We start from the raw sequence: 16978 nt of genomic DNA on the forward strand, positions 1-16978 counted from the left end.
TATAATGTGATAACAACTAAAAACGGACAATATAAATTGTCCGTTTTCTACTATCGATTACAAAGTGCATATAAAGGAAGGAGTGATTGCATCGTAGATTCAATCTTAGCAAGGAATTGTTCGTTGGTCATTGCTGAAAACTCCTCTGGTGATATATGAATACCAACTAATAATTCTGCTTTTTTTACAGTAGCTAATCGTTCAATCATCTTTTGTAAGTCTTCGGTTTCAAGTGTTTTATGTAATTTCACACTTGGTTTAGTATGGTCAATGGACCAAACGAAGTCATTTGGAATATTTGTTTTTAAATCATTTAAATGTTCTAAGAAGGCATGAGCCGTCTCAACTTTTTGTGGACACTCATAGATTAAACCAAAGTATATGAAGGCATGAGTACCCCATAAGCCGATTTGGAAATGCGGTAGCATTTTATATCCTCGTTTATTTGTTGAAAAAGCAACCCAAGTATCGTTTGGTGGATTGACTTTGCGGCGTGCGTGTTTTGCAACATGATAAAAAAAGTTCTCATCAGTTTGTTTGGATAAGTATTCTGCAAATTGTTCCCCTAAAGCTTCTAGCTTAGGATGAATGTTCGTTTTAATTGCACTCATTCGTTCTTCGAGACCATCAACTGTAAAGACATCAAAATCAGTTGACTTGAATGTTTGTATTGTCATGATTGTTCCTCCAACTCCTATTTTGCTTTTATTTTAGCATAGCTTGTACTATTCATAAAAAAAACAGCACAAAAAAATTTAAATAAAAAAATATAATTTTGTTGCATAGATGATTTATCCAACATAGTATAGTATAAAACAAAAAATCAGAAAATTGAATTAATTCTAGTCCGAGGGCAGACGAATATTGGGAGGAGGCAAATAATATGAGACAGGTGATTAATGCGTTAAAGAGAACAGATGCTGAAAAGAGAATACCGGTGCTACGTTTGGAGCTAGATTATGAATTAGCAACTTTATATGATGCGATGATGGAAGATGATAACCAGAAAAAAGAAGAGTGTGTACAAAAGTTAGAAGTGTTAAGACTTGAAATGATTCGTTTAGAAGCGTAATAATAGTATATGTATAAAAAATTAGTTGGTGCGAACCTTATAAAGGGTTCGTTTTTTCTGTGAACAGTATAGATCGGAGTGTTTAAACATGCAAGAAGTATGGAAAGACATCGATGCACACGCCAAACGGTGGATTCGGGATGCAGGAGAGCATTTAATGGCATCAATGAAAAAAGCACTTATTATAGAAACAAAATCAAATGCAGCTGACTTAGTTACAAATATGGACCGAGAGATAGAACAGTTTTTAATTGGGAAAATTAAAGAAACATTCCCGAATCATAATATTTTAGGAGAAGAGGGTTATGGAGACGAGATAACGTCTTCTGACGGGGTTGTTTGGTTAATTGATCCAATTGACGGCACGATGAACTTTGTTCATCAAAAAAGAAATTTTGCGATTTCAATTGGGATTTATGAGAACGGTATCGGAAAGATTGGACTTATATATGATCCAGTGCATGATGAACTATATCATGCAGTCAAGGGATCTGGAGCTTTTTGTAATGATATATCAATTCCTCCATTGGAAAAAGGAACTGTAGAGCAAGGTATTGTAGCTTTAAATGCGATATGGCTTACAGATAATCCATTGCTTAATATGGAAAGTATGATGGCACTTGTTAAGAAAGCAAGGGGCACAAGGTCATACGGCTGTGCAGCGTTAGAGATGGTATACGTTGCAACAGGAAGAATAGATGCATATGTAACGCCGAGATTATCACCATGGGATTTTGGCGGAGGGCAGATAATTGTAGAAGAAGTTGGAGGTAAGGTGACGACATTCTCTGGAGCGCCACTTTCTATCATAGAGAAGAGCAGTGTGTTAGTTGCAAAACCAGGAGTGTATGAAGAAGTGTTATCGTTTATATGAGAGCAACAAAAAAAGTAAGAGGCTGTGTATAAGCTTCTTACTTTTTAGCGTTATTGTGATTTGCGCATTTTTCTTTTTGTTACAAAACCGTATCCAACTGTAACAAATGTGCCGATAATGCAAATAATAATACCGATTGGACTATTTTCAGCAATCATAATGCCGATACCGATTAAGAAAATAACACCGATAATTGCAGTTAATAAAAAGCGATATTGAATGTGTTCCATTTCTTCACCCTCCAATCTCATTTTACTTTCACAAAAGTAAGAATACAACTATATTTTCATTCTTGCTTTTATTTTAATTGCTATTGTATCCCCTTCGCTCTTATAATAGAGAAGGATTAAAAAGACATTAGGAGTTGGACATGTTGAAAAAACGACAAGATTTACGTAATATAGCAATTATTGCCCACGTTGACCATGGTAAAACAACACTTGTTGACCAGTTATTACGTCAAGCGGGGACTTTCCGTGCGAACGAACACGTTGAAGAACGCGCAATGGATTCAAATGATCTAGAAAGAGAACGCGGTATTACAATTTTAGCGAAAAATACAGCGATTCACTATGAAGATAAAAGAATTAACATTTTAGATACACCTGGTCACGCTGACTTCGGTGGAGAAGTAGAACGTATCATGAAAATGGTCGATGGTGTTTTACTTGTTGTTGATGCATATGAAGGTTGTATGCCACAAACACGATTTGTTTTAAAGAAAGCTCTTGAGCAAAACTTAACTCCAATCGTAGTTGTAAACAAAATTGACCGTGACTTCGCTCGTCCAGATGAAGTAGTTGATGAAGTAATCGACTTATTCATTGAGCTTGGTGCAAACGAAGATCAATTAGAGTTCCCAGTTGTATTTGCATCAGCAATGAACGGAACAGCAAGCTTAGATTCAAATCCAGCAAATCAAGAAGAGAATATGAAATCATTATTCGATACAATTATCGAACATATTCCAGCACCAATTGATAACAGCGAAGAGCCACTTCAATTCCAAGTAGCACTTCTTGATTACAACGACTACGTTGGACGTATTGGAGTTGGTCGCGTATTCCGCGGTACAATGAAGGTTGGACAACAAGTTGCTTTAATGAAAGTAGACGGAAGCGTGAAGCAATTCCGCGTAACGAAATTATTCGGTTACATGGGATTAAAACGTCAAGAAATTGAAGAAGCAAAAGCAGGGGACTTAGTAGCCGTTTCTGGTATGGAAGACATTAACGTAGGTGAAACAGTATGTCCAGTTGAACATCAAGATGCGTTACCATTATTACGTATTGATGAGCCAACACTACAAATGACGTTCCTTGTAAATAACAGCCCATTTGCAGGTCGTGAAGGTAAATACATTACATCTCGTAAAATTGAAGAGCGTCTTCGTTCACAATTAGAAACAGATGTAAGTTTACGTGTAGATAATACAGATTCTCCTGATGCGTGGATCGTATCTGGACGTGGGGAACTACATTTATCTATCTTAATTGAAAACATGCGTCGTGAAGGTTATGAATTACAAGTATCTAAGCCAGAAGTAATCATTAAAGAAGTTGATGGCGTAAGATGTGAGCCTGTAGAGCGCGTACAAATCGATGTACCTGAAGAATACACTGGTTCTATTATGGAATCTATGGGTGCACGTAAAGGTGAAATGTTAGATATGGTGAATAACGGAAACGGTCAAGTTCGTCTTACTTTCATGGTTCCAGCACGTGGTTTAATTGGTTACACAACAGAATTCTTAACATTAACTCGTGGTTACGGTATTTTAAACCATACATTCGATTGCTACCAACCAGTACACGCTGGACAAGTTGGTGGACGTCGCCAAGGTGTTCTAGTTTCACTTGAAACAGGAAAAGCATCACAATACGGTATTATGCAAGTTGAAGACCGTGGTGTAATCTTCGTTGAACCAGGTACAGAAGTATATGCTGGTATGATTGTCGGAGAACACACTCGTGAGAACGACTTAACAGTTAACGTTGTGAAAATGAAACAACAAACTAACATTCGTTCTGCGACGAAAGATCAAACTTCAACAATGAAGAAACCACGCCTAATGACTTTAGAAGAATCATTAGAGTACTTAAACGATGACGAGTTCTGTGAAGTAACTCCAGAATCAATTCGTCTACGTAAAAAGATTCTTGATAAGAGTGAGCGCGAAAGAGCTGCTAAGAAAAAGAAATCTGTTGAAGCGTAAAAATAAAAAAACAACGCCCTTTATAAAGGGCGTTGTTTTTTTATTTTGTTTATTTTTTAGAATATTTACTCTTTTTTGTGGACAGTATTTTTTTTGCGAGTTACTCTTGTATTAAGTGTATAAAGAAAATTGCATTTTACTGCTAGGGGGGGAAGAGTGTGTTAGAAAGGATGTCTTTTTTTGCAAAATTGTGTAAGGTAGATGAAAATCCAGAGTTAGGAATGTGGTTACTTTATGGGACGATTATTATATTAAGTGCTCTCGTTTATAATTTAGGGTTTGCTAGAAAGTTGTCTGTACTAAAAAATATTGTGATATACATATCATTAGCAATTGGATGCACAGTATTAACCTTTTTTGCTGTGTTTTTACCTGTTGGAGAAGGACTTGTTGTAGCGGCAATTGTACTTGGAATTTATAGACTGCGTTTGCGTCAAGCGAAACAACAAAAAGCAGGATAAGAAAGGGGAGTTTTCATGCGTTCAGTACAAGATGCACTATATAATTGGTTAACAATTAAAACAGTTGCGGAAGCACGTCCAGATGATAGTGCTGCAAAAGAAACATATTTGTTATTTCAAAATATGGTATATGAAGAACATAAATTAAGAAATGTGGAAGTCGAAAAGAACGAGGAAATGTATTTAATTACATATGAAATAAATGGAGAACGGAAATCTGCAAGGTTTCCGTTAGAAGCCATTGATTGTTTTTTGGATCAGATGAATCGTGAACCAGAAAAATATAAATAAGTCCTTATCTATATGAGTAAGGACTTATTTACATTTTACCAATCATCTTCGATTTTTTTATCACGATATAATCGGAAATTACCACTTGCATGACGTTCCATTGTACGCTCTGCAATTCGTTCCGAACATTCCATGCACATATATGTATGAATAGGGCGATTACGCAGTTTTTTTGCCATAGGATTTTCATCATCTAACATATCTTTTTTATCACAAATCATACATTTGACTCTCATTTCGTCACCTCAATACGAATTCTATCAGTATAAGTATATCATGGAAGTATAATGTTTTTGAATAATAGTGGGAAAAAATAATATTTTCGCAATTCAAAAAATAAGTTATGATAAGGATATACCAAGTATATTTGGAGGTGAAAATATGGCGAATGTAGTAGAGCCTACCTTAACAGAGGATTTAGTACAAACGTTGCGTAAAGAGTGTATTGTTATGATAGCAACGACAGATTTCGAAAAACAAGTTCCTAACGTAAGTGCTATTTCTTGGGTGTATGCAGTGAGTGAAACTAGTATTCGATTTGCAGTAGATCAACGTTCACGTATTGTGGAAAATATACGTCATAATACAGGTGTGGTATTGACTATAATGGCGAATGAATCCGTATTTTCTATAAGTGGTGCAGGTGAAATTTTGACAGATAGAATGGAAGGTATTTCTCTAAAATTAACTGTAATAGAAGTAAAGGTGCAAGAAGTGCGTGATGTTATGTTTTATGGAGCGAAACTTGCAATTGAACCAACATATGAAAAAACATATGATCTTCGGGCAGCGAAAAAGCTGGATAACGAAGTGTTAGTAGGGATAAGAGAATTATAAAGATGCTAAATAAGAAATTCGTTTATTCACTTTTGTAGTCGGTTATTGTGATTTAACGTTAATAATTATAATAAAAAGTAATATATTGAATAGAAATGAATAAAGAATAAATAAAAGGTTTAATGACTATGATTTTCGATTCTACCTCGTTTACACGGTACATATAATTATAACAATGGTTCGTCCGTATTTTATGGATGAAACCCTTGTTCTACAAATTTAAAAGTGGAGTCAGGGGGTAACAGGTTGGATAAAATTTATGTGTTAGATACGAATGTACTTTTGCAGGATCCTTTATCTATTTTTTCATTTGAAACCAATGAAGTAGTGATTCCAGCAGTTGTATTAGAAGAGGTTGATTCGAAAAAACGTTATATGGATGAAGTAGGAAGAAACGCTCGTTATGTATCTAAGTTAATAGATAAATTTCGTGAAATAGGAAAGCTGCATGAAAGTATCCCGCTAGAAAACGGCGGAACATTTCGTATTGAATTGAACCATCGTTCATTTGTGCAACTACAAGATATTTTTGTAGAAAAAACAAATGATAATCGAATTTTAGCTGTAGCAAAAAATCTATCTTTAGAAGAACAGGAAAAAGAGGACGGGAAGTCTGTTATTTTAGTAAGTAAAGATGTACTCGTAAGGGTAAAAGCTGATGCAATTGGTTTGAAGGCTGAAGATTATTTAAGTGATCGCGTAATTGAAGTAGAAAATATATATTCTGGTTTTTTAGAAGGATATATATCAAAAGAACAATTGGATTATTTTTATGAGAAAGGTGAATTGCCTCTATCTGAAATTGCGAATCATCCTTTTTACCCAAATCAATTTGTAGTAATGAAAGATGCATTAGGGGGCTCTAGTTCTGCGCTTGGCATTGTGGATCACTTAGGGAAGAAGGTAAAGAAACTTATTTTTCACAATGAACAAGTGTGGGGGATACGACCACGAAACGTGCAGCAAATTATGGGATTAGAATTGTTGCTTCGTGAAGATATTCCGCTTGTAACGTTAACGGGGAAAGCCGGCACAGGAAAAACGTTACTTGCGTTAGCTTCGGGACTTATGCAAACAGAAGACTTAGGGTTATATAAAAAATTACTTGTGGCAAGACCAATTGTTCCAGTCGGAAAAGATATCGGTTATTTACCAGGAGAAAAAGAAGAAAAATTAAGACCATGGATGCAGCCAATTTTTGATAACCTAGAGTATTTATTTAATACGAAAAAGCCAGGAGAGTTAGATGCTATTTTAGCTGGAATGGGTTCGATTGAAGTAGAAGCCCTTACTTATATACGCGGGAGAAGTATTCCAGATCAGTTCATTATCATTGACGAAGCACAAAATTTAACAAAGCATGAAGTGAAGACGATATTAACTAGGGTAGGGGAAAAGAGTAAGATTGTATTGATGGGAGATCCTCAGCAAATTGATCACCCATATTTAGATGAATATAATAATGGCTTAACGTATGTTGTAGAGAAGTTTAAAGAACAGCGTATTAGTGGTCATGTGAAGTTTGTTAAAGGGGAGCGATCTAATTTAGCTCAACTAGCAGCAGATTTATTGTAAAAAGGAGTGAGCTTAAGCTCACTCCTTTTCTTTAAATAATTGTAAATTTACGGATGTTACGGATTGGATTTTGTTGATTAGATCCATCGTTGAAATAGAGATGAACAGGCCCGTCTTCTTTTAATGGTTTTCCTTCTTTTGAAAAGCCTAGTATAGCATTTTTGACAGTTTCTAATGGAAGTGTCATTGTATGATCTACCGTTTCAATTTCAACTTGCGTAGCGTCCTCTAAAATTTCAGCGTTAGCAAGGAATGGATGAAATGGTATACCAAATGTTCCAGTAATCAGCTGTTCTTTTTTATATTTCTTCACACTTTGTTGTATTGGAGGAAAAGCGGCACCATCACGGATTTCGCGATCCCAATGTTCTGAAGTGTTTTTTAAATAAGTTTCTAGTTCAGACGTGTTTTCTCTAGTTTCATCAAAGTAAGTTGTCAAATCTACTTTTCGATCATCAAAGATCCAAACAGTTGGATCAATAGTGATTGGAAAACGTACTTTTCCGTTAATAAATAAAATTTCGCTCATTGTTGTTCCCCCATTTGTGTTATACTCCCACTTTTCAGTATAATAGTATTAGACACTGTTGTCACAAAAAATGTTTCTATTGCAATTTATTAAAACTATCGCTAATATTAATAGATAGGATAGAGGAGAGTAGGACGGAAACGGAGGGAATCAATTTGGCGTCTGAGACAGTAGCAAATCATCAGGAAAAGGCACTAGCCCTTCTACAAGCGGATGCAGAGAAGATTTTAAGACTTATTAAGGTGCAAATGGACCATCTTACAATGCCGCAATGTCCATTATATGAAGAAGTGTTAGACACACAAATGTTTGGACTATCCCGCGAGGTCGATTTTGCAGTTCGCCTTGGTCTTATTGCAGAAGAACAAGGGAAAGCAATGTTAGGTGAGCTCGAACGTGAGTTATCTGCACTTCATGAAGCATTTACAAACAAACAACAATAACGGGTTCAAATAAGGGGGCTCAAACTAAATTAGTTTGAGCTTTTTATTTGTATAATAAAGCAGGAAGAATCAATGTACATATGGAATACAACAATAATTAAATTGAAACAGAAAGAGGAAATGAAATGAAAAAAGTATGGAAATCAATGGATTATTCATTGTTACTTCCTCTTGTTATCTTATGTGTGCTGGGAGTAATAATGGTATATAGTTCTAGTTCCATTGTTGCGATTTCGCGATTTGATAAACCAGCAAATTTCTTTTTTAAAAGACAATTAATTACTTTAGTTGTTGGGACAATAGTATTAATAATTATTGCTACTATCCCATATAAAGTTTGGAGAAAACGAATTTTTTTGTTGGGGAGTTACGGTGCTAGTGTTGCTTTATTAGCTGCAGCTGCCTTTTTCACTAAGTCAGTAAACGGTGCAAACGGATGGATATTTGGAATACAGCCTGCGGAATTTGTAAAGATAACGGTTATCCTCATATTAGCTCATTTTTTTGCGAAAAGACAAGAAACGAATACACCTGTTTTCAAAGGGTCAGGTCCAGTACTCATTGGTGTTGGTATAATCATGTTTTTAATATTAAAGCAAAATGATTTAGGTACTGATTTGTTAATTGCAGGAACAGTAGGAATTATGTTCCTTTGTTCGGGAGTACAGGTTAACTTATGGATTAAACGAATTGCTTTAACTTCTATAGTATGGATTCCGGCACTATATCTTCTTGGCAATTATGCATTAAATCCATATCAAAAGGCACGTTTTTCTGTTTTCCTTGATCCGTTTAATGATCCTCAAAAGGATGGATTCCAATTGGTGAATTCATTTATTGGAATTGCTTCTGGAGGGCTTAATGGTAGGGGATTAGGAAATAGTGTGCAAAAGTATGGTTATTTACCAGAACCACAAACGGATTTTATTATGGCAATTATATCGGAAGAACTTGGTTTTATAGGCGTAGCAATCATTTTGATTTGTTTATTGCTTATAATTATTCGATCATTTAGAGTCGCACAAAAGTGTACAGATCCATTTGGAAGTTTAATAGCTATCGGAATTGCAAGCTTGTTTGGAGTTCAAACGTTTATTAATGTTGGTGGTATGTCTGGAGTAATACCACTTACCGGAGTACCATTACCGTTTGTCAGTTACGGTGGTAGTTCTTTATTAGCTAATCTACTTGCGATGGGGATACTACTCAATATTGCTAGTCACGTGAAACGACAAGAGAAACAACAGAATGGATTAATGAAAGAAAAAGAACAAAATGGACCACATCTTGTAGTTGTAAAATAAAAACACATTGTGCTTTAGAGCATGATGTGTTTTTATTTTTAAGTAGTTTTAAATGTGATGTATTAATGTATTTTTCGGTTAAAAAATATATCACATTTAGTTTAATGTGATATACAATTAAGTTGTTAGAAAAGGAAGAGGTATGCTATACTATTTTTGTGAAACAAATTGCACAGAAAACTTATCATTTGTTAAAAAATAAGGTATGATGGATAAAAATAAAGTGAAGCTTTCTAAGTATAATATAATGTGGAAAGTGAAGAACTTCACGCTTTTTAAGGTGTGTATATATTTTATCTCTAGAGTGGTAGGAAAGTAGAGGGGGAAAATCATGACAAAGCTGCAACGTATTCAAAAAGTATTGGTAGCTAACCGTGGAGAGATTGCAATTCGTGTGTTTCGAGCTTGTTCGGAACTTGGATTAAAAACAGTTGCAATCTATTCTAAAGAGGATAGTGGTTCTTATCATCGCTATAAAGCCGATGAGTCCTATTTAGTTGGGGAAGGAAAAAAACCAATTGATGCTTATCTAGATATTGAAGGCATTATTGAGATTGCAAAAAGTAATCATGTAGATGCAATCCACCCTGGATATGGTTTCTTGTCAGAAAATATTCAATTCGCTAAACGTTGTGAAGAAGAAGGAATTATCTTTATCGGTCCGAAAAGTAAGCATTTAGATATGTTTGGAGATAAAGTGAAAGCAAGAACACAAGCGCAGCTAGCACAAATTCCAGTTATACCTGGTAGTGATGGTCCAGTAAATTCATTAGAAGAAGTCGAAAAATTTGCTGAAAAGTATGATTACCCGATTATTATTAAAGCATCCCTTGGGGGTGGCGGTCGTGGTATGCGTATTGTGCGTACTAGTGAGGAATTAGGAGAATCATATAATCGAGCGAAATCAGAAGCGAAAGCAGCCTTTGGTAATGATGAAGTTTACGTCGAAAAATTCGTTGAAAAACCTAAACATATAGAAGTACAAATTTTAGCAGATGAAGAAGGCAATGTTGTTCATTTATACGAGCGTGACTGTTCTGTACAACGTCGTCATCAAAAAGTTGTAGAAATTGCACCGAGTGTATCACTTTCAGATGATCTGCGTCAGCGTATTTGTGATGCTGCTGTGAAGTTAACGAAAAATGTAAATTATTTAAATGCAGGAACAGTAGAATTCCTTGTAAAAGATGATGAGTTTTACTTTATTGAAGTAAATCCACGTGTTCAAGTAGAACATACGATTACAGAAATGATTACGGGAGTAGATATTGTTCAATCACAAATTTTAATAGCTGATGGACATTCATTACATAGCAAAATGGTAGGTGTTCCGAAGCAAGAGGAAGTAGTTGTACATGGATTTGCAATTCAATCTCGTGTAACAACTGAAGATCCGCTAAATAATTTTATGCCGGATACAGGAAAAATTATGGCGTATCGATCAGGCGGTGGTTTTGGTGTACGTCTTGATACAGGAAATAGCTTCCAAGGTGCAGTTATTACACCGTACTACGATTCTTTACTTGTAAAAGTTACAACTTGGGCACTTACTTTTGAGCAAGCTGCTGCAAAAATGGAACGTAACTTAAAAGAATTCCGTATTCGTGGTATTAAAACAAATATTCCATTCCTAGAGAATGTAGTAAAACATAAAAACTTCTTATCAGGAGAATATGATACTTCATTTATCGATGCGTCACCTGAATTGTTCTTGTTCCCGAAACGTAAAGACCGTGGAACGAAAATGTTAAATTACATTGGTACAGTAACAGTAAATGGTTTCCCAGGAGTAGGTAAAAAAGAAAAACCAATATTCCCAGATGCTCGTATTCCATGTTTAAAACATTCAGAGCCAATCCAAAATGGAACGAAACAAATTTTGGACGAGCGTGGAGCAGACGGATTAGTAAAATGGGTACAGGATCAAAAACGTGTACTTTTAACGGATACAACATTCCGTGATGCACACCAGTCATTACTTGCAACTCGTATTCGTACAAAAGATTTACATCAAATTGCGGAGCCAACAGCGAGAATGTTACCGAACCTATTCTCAGCGGAAATGTGGGGCGGTGCAACGTTTGATGTTGCGTATCGTTTCTTAAAAGAAGATCCATGGGAACGATTACTAGATCTTCGTGAAAAAATGCCGAACGTTTTATTCCAAATGTTACTTCGTTCTTCAAACGCAGTTGGATACAAAAACTATCCAGATAATTTAATTCAAAAATTTGTGGAATGTTCTGCTCAAGCAGGCATTGATGTATTCCGTATTTTTGATAGCTTAAACTGGGTGGAAGGCATGAGAGTTGCAATTGACGCTGTACGAGACACTGGTAAAATTGCAGAAGCAACAATGTGCTACACAGGGGATATCCATGATCCACTGCGTAGTAAATATGATTTAAATTACTATAAAAATTTAGCAAAAGAGTTAGAAGCATCAGGAGCTCACATTTTAGGTATTAAAGATATGGCGGGCTTATTAAAACCAAATGCAGCATATGATTTAGTTTCTGCATTAAAAGAGACAGTGTCGATTCCGATTCACCTGCATACGCACGATACGAGTGGAAATGGTATATTAACGTATACGAAGGCAATTGAAGCGGGTGTTGATATCGTCGATGTAGCAGTGAGTTCTATGGCTGGTCAAACGTCACAACCAAGTGCGAACACGCTATACTATGCATTAGGTGGAAACGAAAGACAACCAGATGTTAATATAGATTCTTTAGAAAAACTATCTCATTATTGGGAAGATGTACGCAAATACTATGCACCGTTTGAAAGTGGTATGAATGCGCCTCATACAGAGGTATATATGCATGAAATGCCGGGTGGGCAGTATAGTAATCTTCAGCAACAAGCGAAGGCGGTTGGTTTAGGAGATCGCTTCGATGAAGTGAAAGTAATGTACCGCCGTGTGAATGACATGTTTGGAGATATTGTAAAAGTAACGCCATCATCAAAAGTTGTTGGTGATATGGCATTATTTATGGTTCAAAACCATCTGACAGAACAAGATGTTTTAGAGCGTGGACATGCTATGGACTTCCCAGGATCTGTTGTTGAAATGTTCTCTGGTGATTTAGGTCAACCGTACGGTGGTTTCCCGAAAGAATTACAAAAGATTATTTTAAAAGGGAAAGAGCCATTAACAGTAAGACCAGGTGAATTACTAGAGCCAGTAGATTTCGAAGCGTTAAAAGAAGAATTATTCCATAAACTTGGACGCGAAGTAACGATTTTTGATGTAGTTGCATATGCTTTATATCCAAAAGTATTTATGGATTATGAAAAAGTTGCTGAGCTTTATGGAAATGTATCTGTACTTGATACACCGACGTTCTTCTATGGTATGAGACTAGGTGAAGAAATTGATGTAGAAATTGAACAGGGTAAAACATTGATGGTTAAACTAGTATCAATTGGAGAACCTCAGCCGGATGGAAATCGTGTCCTTTACTTGGAATTTAACGGTCAACCACGTGAAATTATCGTGAAAGACGAGAGTGTAAAAGCAACAGTTGCACAACGTGTGAAAGGAAACCGTGAGAATCCAAATCATATTAGTGCAACGATGCCAGGAACGGTAATTAAAGTAGTTGTAAAAGAAGGCGATGAAGTGAAAAAAGGCGATTCTATGGCAATTACAGAAGCGATGAAAATGGAAACGACAGTTCAAGCGCCGTTCAATGGTAAAGTGAAGAAAGTATATGTTAACGATGGTGATGCGATTCAAACGGGTGATTTACTTATTGAATTAGATCACTAAAATAAAAAAAGAGCTGTGTAAAATACAGCTCTTTTTTTATTGCAAAAAATCCCTTGCCGAATTGGCAAGGGATTTTAGTTTTAAATTATTTTGTTTGTTTAGAAGTTAATTCGGCTTCTTTTGCATTCACTTTACTTCTTGTTCCTAACATAACTAAATAGCATAGTACGGCAAACAAGCAAGAAATGAATAGAGAATGTAACAATGCCATTGCTAAACTAGCGTTTGTAAATACAACTAAAACTCCTACTACAGCTTGAAGTGTAACAAGGATAAATGAAATGATCCATCCCCAATATACGACAGGTTGCTGTTTGTAATGGCGAATAGCGAGAATCATCGCGTATAGTATCCAAGCGAAAATTAACATCGCTGCAACTCTATGGCCCATTTGAACCCATTCATGTAGTTGAGTTGGCATAGGTCTGTTTTTGCTACATAAAGGAAAGTCTGGACAGGCTAAGCTAGCTCGTTCGTGACGTACTAAAGCACCTGTGTAGACGACGATATAACTGTAAATTGTTACACCATAAATATGAAATTTCATTTTTTTGTCCATAATAAGTGAACGTGCATCAAATTTTTGGTCAATTTCAAAGATAAGACACGTTAATAAAATGACAGAAGCAAATGAAATTAAGGAAATACCGAAGTGGATAGCAAGTACAGCTGGCATTTGGCCCCAAACAACTGCTGCTGCTCCCATTAATGCTTGTGCAACTAAAAATACGAAGGATAAAATTGCTAACGTTTTTGTTTCACGCACATGTTTATAATATTTCCAGGACAAAATACAAAGGAGAGTGACAAGAATTCCAGCTGATCCGGATGTTAATCGGTGGCTAAGTTCAATAATAGTTTCCATTGATAAATTAGATGGAACAAATTCACCGTTACAAAGTGGCCATGATTTACCACAACCTTGACCAGAACCTGTTTTTGTAACTAAAGCGCCTCCTAATAAAACTATTAATAAATCAAGGCTTGTAATGACTGCTAACCATTTAATAAAGCGTTGCAATCTCTTTCACCATCTTTCTGCTATGAAGTTATTGCGAAATATTTTCATTCCATTATGTATAGAATAAAACGCGCTAGTTCCTATGATATATAAAAAATAATAAAATAGCAAAGAAATGGAGGGGGAAGGAAAGGGGGAGAAAATAGGTGTAAAAACAGGGTTCATAAGGAAAATTTTAGGTGAAAAATAGGCTATTTTGAAAAGAAATGGGGAGAATACGTGTTAAATAAGACAAAATAGTTTATTATAGAAGGTAACATCATGTTATGATAAGGACAAGTCAGAATGAAGTTTTTTATATTCGACACAAAAAGTTCATGTTTTCTTCACAAAATGTTCGGGAAATATGATTTAATATATTGGAGTATGGGCGTAGATTAGTAGTAGAATGGGTTAACAATGTTTCTACTGTAATAATATTGCTATATAGAAGCGAATTATTTCATTTGAAATATGCGCAAAAAGAAAGATGAAAGTTTTAAGAGGGGGTTAGAGTGATGAACCATGCAACAAGTGAGCTGCATGATGAGTCCGCTGTTACAAGTGTACCGGAAACAACTCGGTTACAAGATTTAAAAGCACTCGTTAAAATGGGGATTGTAAACTCAAATACACTTACTGTATTTACAGGATTTTGGTTGGCATTACACTTTAATGGATTAAGTGTAATGGACAATCTGGATAAGTTATTCTTTACAATCGTTGGTTCTGGATTAGTTATGGCAGGGGTATGTTGTTTAAACAACTACATTGATCGAGACATCGATCCATTAATGGAAAGAACAAAGACCCGTCCAACGGTTACTGGAAAGTATAAACCAGGATTTGCACTTACATTTGGACTAGTCATATTACTTCTTGGTTTTGTATTTTTATTATTAACAACACCAATGGCAGTCTTAATGGGATTTATTGGTGCTTTCACATATGTTGTTCTATATAGTTTATGGACAAAGAGAAAGTATACACTAAATACTGTTGTAGGTAGTATATCTGGTGCAGTTCCTCCTTTAATTGGATGGGCAGCAATCGATCCATCTTTAGGCCATCCAATTGCTTGGATGTTATTTTTAATTATGTTTATTTGGCAAATCCCACATTTCCTTGCATTAGCAATGAAACGTGTTGATGAATATCGAAATGCAGGAATTCCAATGCTTCCTGTAGTTCATGGATTTGAAATTACGAAACGCCAAATTATGATTTGGACAGTATGTTTATTACCACTACCATTTTATATGAGTGGACTAGGGATAACATTTATGGTAATTGCAACACTGCTTAACATCGGATGGATCGTTTTAGGATTTTATGGCTTCCGTAAGAAAGATGACATCAAATGGTCCGTGCAAATGTTTGTTTATTCCCTAAATTATTTAACAATCTTATTTGTATCAATGATTGTAGTTACATTCTTCTAAGACAACGACATAATTGGATTTCTTTACGTTGAGATTTACTTTACTTAACTATAAAGTACAATCTAATTCACAAGGAAAGTGGGGGTTGTTTGTATGAAGAAACAGTGGCGACTGCTTTCGTTCGTTTCACTGCTGGCTTTACTGTTAGGGGGATGCGGTAAAGCCTTTCAATCTACTTTAATTCCGCAAGGAGAAGTAGCAAAAATGCAATATGATTTACTTCTACTGGCGAGTGCAATCATGGTAGGAGTAGTACTAGTAGTTACTATTATTTTCTTATATGTAATTGTGCGTTTCCGACAAAAGAAGGGTGAGGAAGATTATATTCCAGAGCAAGTTGAAGGGAATCACAAGCTAGAAATTATATGGACAGTTATTCCGATTATTCTTTTACTAATCTTAGCTGTTCCAACAGTTACATATACATTCAAACTTGCTGATGTAAGTGCGATGGAGAAAAAGAATATTGATAAAGATACTATCGTTGTTGATGTAACAGCGAATCTTTATTGGTGGGAATTTTCTTATAAATCAGAAAAGATAGTAACTTCGCAAGATTTGGTCATCCCCACAGGTAAGAAAGTGTATTTAAATTTGAAGGGTGCCGATATTAAACACTCATTTTGGGTTCCATCTTTAGCAGGGAAAATGGATACAAATACAGACAATGTGAACAAAATGTGGTTAAAGGCAGATAAATCGGGCACTTATAATGGTTTTTGTACAGAATTTTGCGGCCCATCACATTCTTTAATGCAATTTAAAGTGAAAGCTTTAGATGAAAGCGAGTACAAAAAATGGCTTGCTGATATGAAGAAGATTGATGGGAAGAAAGAAGTAGCTTCAACAAAGGCGCAAGAGGGCCAAGAAATATTTAATAAAAGCTGTATTGGTTGTCATGCAGTTGGATCTAATGATAGTAGACCACCTTCCGCTCGTATCGCACCAAACTTAGCAAACTTTGCGGATCGCGATATGGTTGCCGGTATTGCCGAAAACAATGAAGAAAACTTAAAAAAATGGCTGAAAGATCCTGAAAATATGAAGCCAGGAAACAAAATGACTGGCAAATATGGCAACTTAACGGATGATCAAATTGATGCATTAAATGCATACTTACAAACGTTAAAAGTTGAAAAGTAAAGAGGGATTATTCG

General features: G+C 35.6%; 17 protein-coding genes. 12 read left to right on the top strand and 5 right to left on the bottom strand.

The features are described from left to right. Positions 1–50 precede the first annotated feature (50 nt). Entirely contained in the window at positions 51–677 is a 627-nt protein-coding gene (locus tag ACTFRM_RS17785; RefSeq protein WP_000155317.1) for a YktB family protein, read from the bottom strand. A 206-nt stretch (positions 678–883) separates the two neighbouring features. On the opposite strand from ACTFRM_RS17785, the gene ACTFRM_RS17790 reads away from it, so the two are divergent. Both ACTFRM_RS17790 and ACTFRM_RS17795 read left to right on the top strand, forming a co-directional pair. Further along, positions 884–1072 carry a hypothetical protein gene (locus tag ACTFRM_RS17790; RefSeq protein WP_001250165.1) on the top strand — a complete coding sequence of 63 codons (189 nt, stop codon included), beginning with the start codon at positions 884–886 and terminating at the stop codon, positions 1070–1072. 88 nt (positions 1073–1160) lie between these two features. After that, a complete protein-coding gene (locus ACTFRM_RS17795) occupies positions 1161–1946 on the top strand; it encodes an inositol monophosphatase family protein (protein WP_001158701.1) in 786 nt (261 codons plus the stop codon). Positions 1947–1996: 50 nt separating this feature from the next. Here the strand turns inward: ACTFRM_RS17795 and ACTFRM_RS17800 are convergent, their stop codons facing one another. After that, positions 1997–2176: a DUF5325 family protein gene (locus ACTFRM_RS17800; protein ID WP_000400127.1), complete on the bottom strand. Its 180-nt coding sequence runs from the start codon at positions 2174–2176 to the stop codon at positions 1997–1999. A 140-nt stretch (positions 2177–2316) separates the two neighbouring features. Between ACTFRM_RS17800 and typA the strand changes: the two genes are divergently transcribed. From typA to ACTFRM_RS17815, 3 genes are all read left to right on the top strand, one after another. Then, a complete protein-coding gene (gene typA, locus ACTFRM_RS17805) occupies positions 2317–4161 on the top strand; it encodes a translational GTPase TypA (protein ID WP_000914762.1) in 1845 nt (614 codons plus the stop codon). A gap of 158 nt (positions 4162–4319) precedes the next feature. Next, on the top strand, positions 4320–4622 hold the full coding sequence (locus ACTFRM_RS17810; RefSeq protein ID WP_000893662.1) for a YlaH-like family protein: 303 nt from the start codon (positions 4320–4322) through the stop codon (positions 4620–4622). Positions 4623–4637: 15 nt separating this feature from the next. Beyond that, entirely contained in the window at positions 4638–4913 is a 276-nt protein-coding gene (locus ACTFRM_RS17815; RefSeq protein ID WP_001258151.1) for a hypothetical protein, read from the top strand. Positions 4914–4948: 35 nt separating this feature from the next. On the opposite strand, the gene ACTFRM_RS17820 is transcribed toward ACTFRM_RS17815, so the two are convergent. Further along, on the bottom strand, positions 4949–5149 hold the full coding sequence (locus tag ACTFRM_RS17820) for a YlaI family protein (protein WP_002082250.1): 201 nt from the start codon (positions 5147–5149) through the stop codon (positions 4949–4951). Between the two features lie 145 nt (positions 5150–5294). Between ACTFRM_RS17820 and ACTFRM_RS17825 the strand changes: the two genes are divergently transcribed. Continuing rightward, a complete protein-coding gene (locus ACTFRM_RS17825) occupies positions 5295–5750 on the top strand; it encodes a pyridoxamine 5'-phosphate oxidase family protein (protein ID WP_000024593.1) in 456 nt (151 codons plus the stop codon). Positions 5751–5996: 246 nt separating this feature from the next. Then, positions 5997–7325, top strand: coding sequence for a PhoH family protein (locus ACTFRM_RS17830; protein WP_000358083.1), 1329 nt, complete (start codon positions 5997–5999; stop codon positions 7323–7325). A 31-nt stretch (positions 7326–7356) separates the two neighbouring features. Here the strand turns inward: ACTFRM_RS17830 and ACTFRM_RS17835 are convergent, their stop codons facing one another. After that, entirely contained in the window at positions 7357–7854 is a 498-nt protein-coding gene (locus tag ACTFRM_RS17835) for a hypothetical protein (protein ID WP_001289809.1), read from the bottom strand. Positions 7855–8009: 155 nt separating this feature from the next. Here ACTFRM_RS17835 and ACTFRM_RS17840 point away from each other — a divergent pair, with 155 nt between their 5' ends. The 3 genes from ACTFRM_RS17840 to pyc all read left to right on the top strand — a co-directional run bounded on the left by ACTFRM_RS17840 (position 8010) and on the right by pyc (position 13379). Continuing rightward, positions 8010–8297, top strand: coding sequence for a YlaN family protein (locus ACTFRM_RS17840; protein ID WP_000135694.1), 288 nt, complete (start codon positions 8010–8012; stop codon positions 8295–8297). 125 nt (positions 8298–8422) lie between these two features. Beyond that, entirely contained in the window at positions 8423–9601 is a 1179-nt protein-coding gene (locus ACTFRM_RS17845; RefSeq protein ID WP_000758402.1) for an FtsW/RodA/SpoVE family cell cycle protein, read from the top strand. A gap of 331 nt (positions 9602–9932) precedes the next feature. After that, positions 9933–13379, top strand: a complete 3447-nt coding sequence (gene pyc / locus ACTFRM_RS17850) for a pyruvate carboxylase (protein WP_000164087.1) — start codon at positions 9933–9935, stop codon at positions 13377–13379. Between the two features lie 85 nt (positions 13380–13464). Here the strand turns inward: pyc and ctaA are convergent, their stop codons facing one another. Continuing rightward, entirely contained in the window at positions 13465–14400 is a 936-nt protein-coding gene (gene ctaA, locus ACTFRM_RS17855) for a heme A synthase (protein WP_001188743.1), read from the bottom strand. 497 nt (positions 14401–14897) lie between these two features. On the opposite strand from ctaA, the gene ctaB reads away from it, so the two are divergent. Continuing rightward, entirely contained in the window at positions 14898–15821 is a 924-nt protein-coding gene (ctaB, locus tag ACTFRM_RS17860) for a protoheme IX farnesyltransferase (RefSeq protein ID WP_001015058.1), read from the top strand. A gap of 93 nt (positions 15822–15914) precedes the next feature. After that, complete coding sequence (coxB, locus tag ACTFRM_RS17865) at positions 15915–16964, top strand: cytochrome c oxidase subunit II (RefSeq protein WP_128281143.1); 1050 nt, start codon at positions 15915–15917, stop codon at positions 16962–16964. Positions 16965–16978 lie beyond the last annotated feature (14 nt).

Source organism: Bacillus cereus group sp. MYBK227-1, assembly GCF_051916325.1.
Classification (GTDB): domain Bacteria; phylum Bacillota; class Bacilli; order Bacillales; family Bacillaceae_G; genus Bacillus_A; species Bacillus_A cereus.

Excerpts from the sequence above, each read along its gene's own strand:
- ACTFRM_RS17785 (WP_000155317.1), bottom strand. The coding sequence starts at position 677 with ATGACAATACAAACATTCAAGTCAACTGATTTTGATGTCTTTACAGTT.
- ACTFRM_RS17790 (WP_001250165.1), top strand. The coding sequence starts at position 884 with ATGAGACAGGTGATTAATGCGTTAAAGAGAACAGATGCTGAAAAGAGA.
- ACTFRM_RS17795 (WP_001158701.1), top strand. The coding sequence starts at position 1,161 with ATGCAAGAAGTATGGAAAGACATCGATGCACACGCCAAACGGTGGATT.
- ACTFRM_RS17800 (WP_000400127.1), bottom strand. The coding sequence starts at position 2,176 with ATGGAACACATTCAATATCGCTTTTTATTAACTGCAATTATCGGTGTT.
- typA (WP_000914762.1), top strand. The coding sequence starts at position 2,317 with ATGTTGAAAAAACGACAAGATTTACGTAATATAGCAATTATTGCCCAC.
- ACTFRM_RS17815 (WP_001258151.1), top strand. The coding sequence starts at position 4,638 with ATGCGTTCAGTACAAGATGCACTATATAATTGGTTAACAATTAAAACA.
- ACTFRM_RS17820 (WP_002082250.1), bottom strand. The coding sequence starts at position 5,149 with ATGAGAGTCAAATGTATGATTTGTGATAAAAAAGATATGTTAGATGAT.
- ACTFRM_RS17825 (WP_000024593.1), top strand. The coding sequence starts at position 5,295 with ATGGCGAATGTAGTAGAGCCTACCTTAACAGAGGATTTAGTACAAACG.
- ACTFRM_RS17835 (WP_001289809.1), bottom strand. The coding sequence starts at position 7,854 with ATGAGCGAAATTTTATTTATTAACGGAAAAGTACGTTTTCCAATCACT.
- ACTFRM_RS17845 (WP_000758402.1), top strand. The coding sequence starts at position 8,423 with ATGAAAAAAGTATGGAAATCAATGGATTATTCATTGTTACTTCCTCTT.
- pyc (WP_000164087.1), top strand. The coding sequence starts at position 9,933 with ATGACAAAGCTGCAACGTATTCAAAAAGTATTGGTAGCTAACCGTGGA.
- ctaB (WP_001015058.1), top strand. The coding sequence starts at position 14,898 with ATGAACCATGCAACAAGTGAGCTGCATGATGAGTCCGCTGTTACAAGT.
- coxB (WP_128281143.1), top strand. The coding sequence starts at position 15,915 with ATGAAGAAACAGTGGCGACTGCTTTCGTTCGTTTCACTGCTGGCTTTA.